The sequence below is a fragment of the Kitasatospora sp. NPDC059146 genome, assembly GCF_042786665.1.
GTDB lineage: Bacteria > Actinomycetota > Actinomycetes > Streptomycetales > Streptomycetaceae > Kitasatospora.
The window spans coordinates 1-7,366 of record NZ_JBHZCY010000224.1 but is presented as its reverse complement, the minus strand read 5'-3'; the positions used below and the strand labels follow the sequence as shown (position 1 = coordinate 7,366).

The window sequence follows — 7,366 nt, the reverse complement described above, 5'->3', positions numbered from 1 at the left end:
GAGAACCAGTCGGAGGTGACGCTCGGTCCGTCCCGGCTGTCGGTGACCGGCCGTGACGACTCGGGCGGCTACCACGTCATCAAGGTCGACGCCTCGCCGATGACGGTGGACGACATCCGCGGCGAGGTCGCCAACTGGTCCAGCAGCATGTCGATCCCGGACGCGTTCCGGCGCTTCACCGACTTCTACACCCCGGAGTCACTGCGCGCCGCCTACCCGCGCGACCTCACGGACTTCCACCGCATCACCGAGGAGACCTCGCCGGACGGCCGCACGAAGACCATCAGGATCGAGCACACCCACGAGCAACTGGCCGAACAGTTCGCCGAAGTGGCGATCCATCACGGCGGCGACGGATCCGTGTCGATCCGCTGGAGCACCAGCGAGGACACCGAGCCGCGCGAGCCGATGGTCTTCAACGCCGACAACATCGGCGACGTCAGCGGCGGCCTGCGCTCGCAGAAGCTGACCGAGAACCCCAGCTTCGAGATGCTGGACCTGCCCTGGGACTGGTTCGACTACACCGCGCCCATGCCGGAGGACATCGGGCAGCCGCTGTCGGCCTTCGGCGGTGGCGCCAAGGGCTGGCGGATCGGCGAGGCCGACATGCCGCAGGCGGAGCGCGACGCGCTGGCGCACTTCCCGGAGCAGCCCGGGGTGTTCGTCGTCCCCGTCCACACCGACGAGGCCACCGGGCGGCCGGTCTGGCCCAACGGGCCGGACGGCACGCTGTCGGCGTACCAGACGGCGGGTGTCCTGGCCCGCCTCCGCCGGGCGGGGATCTGGAACGGCACCGACACCGTGCAGTTCGTGGCCTGCAACCTGGGCCGCGGGCCGGGGCGCGAGTTCGTCGACGAGGTGATGCTCCGGCTCAAGGAGCTGGACCTGGGCCCGCGGGCGCTGGCCGCGACCGGCCCGGTGTACTTCGCCCCGCGGGGCGAAGGCGGCCCGGGGCACCTGGTGGTCGCCTCCGACATCGGCTTCACCGAGAGCGGCCACCCGGTCATGGTGGGCGGTGACCACTGGTTGGAGTTCCAGGCGGTCCGGGACGGCGACTCCGGTCAGATCCACGTCCAGGTGGAGGAGCGCGGGGCCCACCGGGCGCCGGACGGCTCCTTCCACGACCACCCCGAGGGCTACGGCCTGGTGGAGTCGATAGCACCGGAGCACCGCAACCCCCAGGCGGTGAAGTACGCCGAGCCGACCCCCGAGCAGGCGGCAGCCGCAGTGGCGCTGTCAGTGGACCACCTGACCGCAGCCCCACCCGACAGTCCGCTGCGCACATTCATGGGACAGATCAAGAACGGGGTCTTCACCAATCTGCGCAACCCGGAGGGCAGGCTCTTCCAGCGGGAGGGCACGGTGACCTTCGACAAGATGATGGGCAATCTGCGGACGTTCTACAACCACGCGGAGCGCCTGCGCCCCCCGGAGGGACATCCGGGCGCCGAGGGAACCGTGCTCCTGTACCGCGCGGTGCGGATGGAGCCGCAGACCCGGCAGCAGGAGAGCTTCACCGACGTCCTGCCCTCCTCCACCACCTACGACCGGGCGTTCGCCCAGGGCTGGATGTCGAACCCCGACCGCTACGCGCTGTTCGAGATCCAGGTGCCGCTGTCCCACCCCATGCTGGCGCTGTCCTTCCCGCCGGGGCACGCCGCGGCGCACGGCCACTTGGACGAGGTGAACACGACCCAGTACGAGGTGACGCTCGGCCCGAGCCGACTGACGGTGACCGGCCGGGAGGAGGACGGCCCGTTCCACGTCATCCGGGCGGAGGCTGAGCCCATGACGCTCCACGACGTCCAGGAGACGATCGCGGGCTGGGTGAACGAGACCCCCGTCAGGGAGGTGTTCGACCTGTTCGCCGTTTTCTACAGCGAGCAGGCGCTGCGCGCGGCCTTCCCCGAGAACCTGCGGGCCGACTTCCGTGTCACCGAGCGCCTGTCCGCGGACGGGCGGGAGAAGACGGTCGAGATCACCTCGACCCACCCGAAGCTGACCGGCCAGAACGCGACGGTGCACCTGCGCCTGGAGGAGGGAGAGAACGGGAACGAGACCCTCCTGTTGCGGACCCACAACACCGAGGACGCCGGCTGGGGCGATCCCCCGTTGGAGTTCCAGTACACGAGAGAAACCCTGCACGAGGTGGTCAACAACCTGCGGGCAGGCACGCTGGACAAGATAGCCCCCTTCGACACGATCAACCTCCCGAGCGGCTTCCTGTGGACCGACCCGGTGCCGGAGGCGGGCGAAGTCGGCGCGCCGCTCAGTGCGTTCGGCGGCCCCGGCAACGGCTGGTGGCTCGGCCACCCCGAGCCGTCGGCGGCGGAGCGGTACGCCCTGGCGCGCTTCCCCGCGCAGGACGGCGTGTTCACCCTGGCCGTGCACACCGACCCCGACACCGGCCTGCCGCTGCCGCTCGGCACCGACCCCGAAACCCGCGAGCCGGTGGAGCTGACCGAGGACCGACTCGTCGGGATCCTGGCCGGACTGCACCAGGGCGGTGTCTGGAACGGCACCGACCGGCTGCAACTCGTCTCCTGCAACCTCGGGCGGGCGCCCGGGCTCGAGTACACCACCGAGGTGATGCGCCAGCTCGGCCTGGCTGACCTGGGCAGCAGCGCACTGGTCGCCACGGGCCCGGTGTACTTCACCCCGCGCGTGGACGGCACGGACGGCCCCGGGCACCTGGTGGTCGCCTCCGCCGTCGGCTTCACGGCCGACGGCCATCCGGCCGTCGTCGCCGGCGGGCACTTCCTGGAGGTCGAGCGGCCCACGGCCGAGGGCCAGGCGCCCGTGATCGTCGACCGCGGCGCCCACCTGCCCGCCCCCGTCTACCCGGACCGCGACCGCGACCGCCCCGAGGGCTACGACAGCGCCGCCCCGGGCACCCTCCACCCCGACCGCGAACCGGAGGGCGCCCTGGCTTTCGCGAACAAGAAGAAGACCACCAAGACCGCTCCGCCCGAGACCACCGAGTCCGCTTCCCCTGAGACCACCAACTCCGCCGAGCGGATCGCGGACGTGCTGTCGGGCGGGCAGCGGTCGGCCGAGGCGCAGGAGGTGGCGAAGCAGCCGGAGGGAACGGTGGCGAAGGGCAAGGAGAGGGCCGATGAACCGAAGCCGGTTCCGGCGGCGGAACCGGACCCTGACTCCGTGGCCGCGGCGACGGTGGTCCTGAAGGACTCACTCCTCCAGCAGCTCTTCACCGGCACCGACAAGAGCCTGACCTACGCCGTCATCTCCCTGGCGCTGAAGGGCGACAAGAGCTGGGAGACGGCCGCGGCCGTCACCAACGGCCATGACGAATCCATCAACGACAGCCGCTCGCTCCAGGCCGCCGACCGGTGGGCGAAGGAGAACGGCTTGCCGACACAGCGCTACGACGCCGAGGTGAAGGGCCTGGCGAAGGCGTTCCAGCAGATGAAGGAGTGGGGCTTCGAGCAGGTCCCCCATCCCTCTGGAAAGCCGCCGGAGAAGGCGGTCTCCCGACAGCCGGGCGCCGGACTGCCCGCCCAGCCCGAGGGCGTCCTCACCGTGCTCTCCTCCCGAGGCACGTGCGCCAGCTGCAAGTCCGTCGTCAAGGACTTCCAGGAGGCGTTCCCGGGGGTCGGCGCCTACGTGGGGTACACGATCGCCGCCGGGCAGAAGTCGACGCTGTCGAACCAGCCCCGCACCTACCACAGGGGCGGCAAGGACGTGGAGGGCGTCATCGAGTACGGGTGGAATGACGTGGCCAGGCTCAACTCCACCAGCGCGTACGTGCCCAAGGGGAAGGACATCGCCTTCAGGTACTTCCCCGCGAAGAACGACGAGGCCGCCTGGGCCCGGCGGCTCGAGGAGCGGGCGGCCGAGCAGGAGGCGGCGGCGCGACGGGCGGCCGAGGAGGCGGCGCGGGCGGCCGAGGCCAATGCCACGAGCGTGGTCGACCAAGGGATCAAGCCGGCGCCGGCCAGGCAGGTCACGGAGTTCGCCAAGACCTACAAGGGGAAGCCCGAGGACTTCGTCAAGGAACTGGACAAGGTCATGAAGAAGGGCATCATGGCGTGGAAGCCCAGCGCCGAGGTACAGGCCGCCCTCCTGCTCTGGTACCAGAAGGACCCCAGGCCCGACCTCAAGGGCAGTACCGCCTGACCGGCGGAACGGCCACCGGGTGAACGCCGCCCGCGCCCGGAGCCGTTGACCGGGTGAGGGCGCCCCGGTGCGGGGCCACGAGAGCGGGAGCACGACGCGTGGAACAGCAGCAAGGGCAGGCGGCGGAGCCGGAGTTCCGGCTGGCGGCGGTGTTCGGCACGGTCGACCCGGTGGCCGGGCCCGGTTTCGCGCCGGACCACCCGCTGGTGCGCGACGCCGGGCAGCGGGCCGCCCTACTGGCGTACCTGCGGTCCGGCGCGGAGGTGCTGGTGACGCCGATGCTGATGGACGACGTCTTCGACACCTCCCGCCGGGGCGCCGTCCCGATGAACTACCGCACCGACGGCGAGTGGATCTGGACCGACACCGTCGCCTACTACCTGGAGGAGTACGACCTCGCGCCCGAGCCCGGGCTGCTCGCGCACCTGCTCGGGCGCACCGGGCCGTGCCCGCAGCCGTCGCCGCAGGCCCTCGGGCGGGCGGTGGACTTCGTGCTGAAGCCGCCCCGCCAGGACGAGCCGGCCTGGAGCCTGGAGATCGGCTGAACCCGACGCGACGTGCCGTCCGTCGGTCTGGGGGAGGGGCGGTTTTCGCCGCGCGGCGGTTCGGCCGCGCGGGGCGGCCCCGTCGGGCGTCGTCCAAGGCCAGGGAGCGTGGGTGGGCAGGGAACGTAGTGCGCGGGGAAACGGGTCCTCCGTCGGGGGCATCCAGCTGCCCGCGGTGGCCTGGGAGGTGCCGGAGCCGGCCGCCGAGGCCGGGAAGGCGGGCGTGGCACCGGCCGCCGTCGAGGCGGGAGCTGCGGCGGTGGGAGCCGCCGGTGCGGTGCCCGAGGTCAGGGAGAGCGGCGCGACGGCGGTGGAGGCCGCCGGCCAGGCCCGCCCGGGCGTGACCGCCGCGCCCGCGCCGGCCGCCGCGACCGAGGAGGAGGCCGCAGGGCGGCGCATCCCCAAGCCGATGGTGGCCGCCGCGGTGATCGCGGGCCTGGTGCTGGTCGGGGTGCCGCTGGGCATCGCGGGCTTCGGCGGGGACGGCCCCGGCACCCCCGGCGCCGACGGGCCGCCGCCCGCCGGCTTCTCCGCGCCCGACGGCGGCGGCAACGGCTACGTCCCCGGCGCCGACGCACCCGGCAACCCGCCCGGCGACCAGCCGCTGCAGCCCGGCCAGCCCGCTGAGCCGGGCCAGCCCGGCCAGCCGGCCGGCGCCCAGCCCGGTGAGGGCGCGGTGGTGCCCGCTGCGGCGGCCGCCGGGGCCGCGCTGCCCGGCATCGCCGCCGGCCAGGGCACCCCGGGCACCGATCATGCCGCCGCCGGCGCGCCCGCCGCACCCCAGGGCGGCGGCCAGAACACCGCTCAGAACAGCGGCCAGGGCGCGGGACAGGGCGCGGGGCAGGGCTCCGGCCAGGGCGGCGGCGCACCGCAGACCCAGCCGCAGCCCCCCGCCAAGGCCCAGCAGCCGGCCCCGCCCCCGGACAAGCCCACCCAGCCCGCCCCGCCGCCCGCGCCCACCTACCACGGCGTGGCCGGCCCGGGCTGCGGCGGATCCACCTCCATGCAGCAGAACGGCTGGTACGACGACGGGCAGAAGGGCTGGCGCAAGAACTCCGGCGGCTACAGCGGCGACGGCTGCTCGGGCGGCTTCACCTCGATGCCGATGTCGGGCGCCGCCAACAAGGACGACAGCAGCAACTCGGTGGTGTGGACCTTCAACACCGGCTCGCTCACCACCGGCAGCTGCCGCCTGTCGGTCTACGTCCCGAACAACGGCGACATCAAGGCCGTCGGCGGCGCCCCGACCTACTACACCGTGCAGGGCCAGTCGTTCAACGTGAACCAGACCTCCTCCCGCGGCCAGTGGGTCCCGGCGGGCACCTTCCCGCTCAGCGGCGGCCGGATCGCCGTGGTGATGCACAGCCGGGGCCAGGACTGGGTCGGTGACAGCGTCAAGACCTACGCCCACCACGCCGCCTCCGCCGTCAAGGCCGACTGCACCGGCTGACCCCGGCCCCGCACCCCCCGTACGGACCCCGTACGAACCCGCACGACCGAGCACCACCGGCACCACAGCCACGAACGACGGAGGAGAACGCCCCATGACCCGCCATGTGCTGACGGTCGGTGCGGAGCCGCGCGAGGGCGGCTACCGCACGATCGGCGCCGCCCTGGAGGCGGCCCGCAGCGGAGCGGTGATCAGCGTCCGCCCCGGCCGCTACGACGAGAACCTGGTGATCACCAAGATGGTGACCATCACCGCCGAGGAGGCCCGCGGCAGCGTGCGCATCTCCCCGCGCCGGGGCGCCGTCGTCCAGGTCGTCGCCGAGGCCGTCCAGCTCACCGGCCTGGTCCTCCAGGGCCAGGACGAGGAACTGCCCACCGTCGACGTCCCGCGCGGCCAGGCCGCCCTCCAGGACTGCGAGGTGGTCGGCAACTCCTGGACCGCCGTCCTCACCCGCGGCCAGGGCTCCCTGGCCATGCGCGGCTGCCGGGTCGTCAACCCGGCCGGCGCCGGCATAGTGGAGACCTCCACCGGCACCAGCGTCATCGAGGACTGCACCATCGAACACCTCGGCAGCTCCGCCGTCGTGATCGGCGAACGCGCCAACCCCGTCGTGCGCAACTGCGTCCTGCGCGACGCCCGCGGCAACGGCGTGTGCGCCAACGGCGAGGGCCGCGGCTCCATCGAGGACTGCGAGATCTCCGCCACCGACAAACCCGGCATCGCCCTGGAGGAGCACAGCACCACCCGGGTCCTGCGCACCACCGTGCGCGACGTCGCGATCGGCGTCTACGTCAGCTCCACCGCCCAGGTCCTGCTGGAGGACTGCACCCTCGACACCACCCGCGGCCACGGCCTGGTCCTGGCCGGCGCCACCGACCCGCTGGTGCGCCGCTGCCGCACCGCCCGCACCAAGGGCCACGGCATCCACGTCACCGGCCGCTCCCGCGGCCGCTTCGAGGAGTGCCAGGTCGCCGACGCCCAGGGCACCGGCGTCCTGGTCGACGAGTCCTCCAGCCCGGTCCTGACCCGCACCACCGTCACCGCCGGCGCCGGCGACGCCGTCGACCTCACCGGCGAGAGCGCCGCCGAGTTCGACCGCCTGGAGGTGCGCGGCGCCGCCGGCAGCGGCGTCGTCGTGCGCGACGGCGCCAACCCGCTGCTGCGCCGCCTGGACGTCGCCGAGGTCGGCGGCCACGGCGTCGAGGTGCTGCGCGAGGGCCGCGGGCGCCTGGAG

At 73.3% G+C, this 7,366-nt stretch carries 4 protein-coding genes; all 4 read left to right on the top strand.

The genetic code is table 11. From position 1 onward, the window contains the following. Positions 1-15 precede the first annotated feature (15 nt). A complete protein-coding gene (locus ACFXPX_RS43005; RefSeq protein WP_380645035.1) occupies positions 16-4,137 on the top strand; it encodes a hypothetical protein in 4,122 nt (1,373 codons plus the stop codon). Between the two features lie 98 nt (positions 4,138-4,235). Next, positions 4,236-4,682, top strand: a complete 447-nt coding sequence (locus ACFXPX_RS43000; protein ID WP_380531682.1) for a hypothetical protein — start codon at positions 4,236-4,238, stop codon at positions 4,680-4,682. 112 nt (positions 4,683-4,794) lie between these two features. Then, on the top strand, positions 4,795-6,132 hold the full coding sequence (locus ACFXPX_RS42995; protein ID WP_380645034.1) for a hypothetical protein: 1,338 nt from the start codon (positions 4,795-4,797) through the stop codon (positions 6,130-6,132). Positions 6,133-6,226: 94 nt separating this feature from the next. Continuing rightward, positions 6,227-7,366: right-handed parallel beta-helix repeat-containing protein (locus ACFXPX_RS42990; protein ID WP_380645033.1), on the top strand; the 1,140-nt coding region annotated here is incomplete at its 3' end.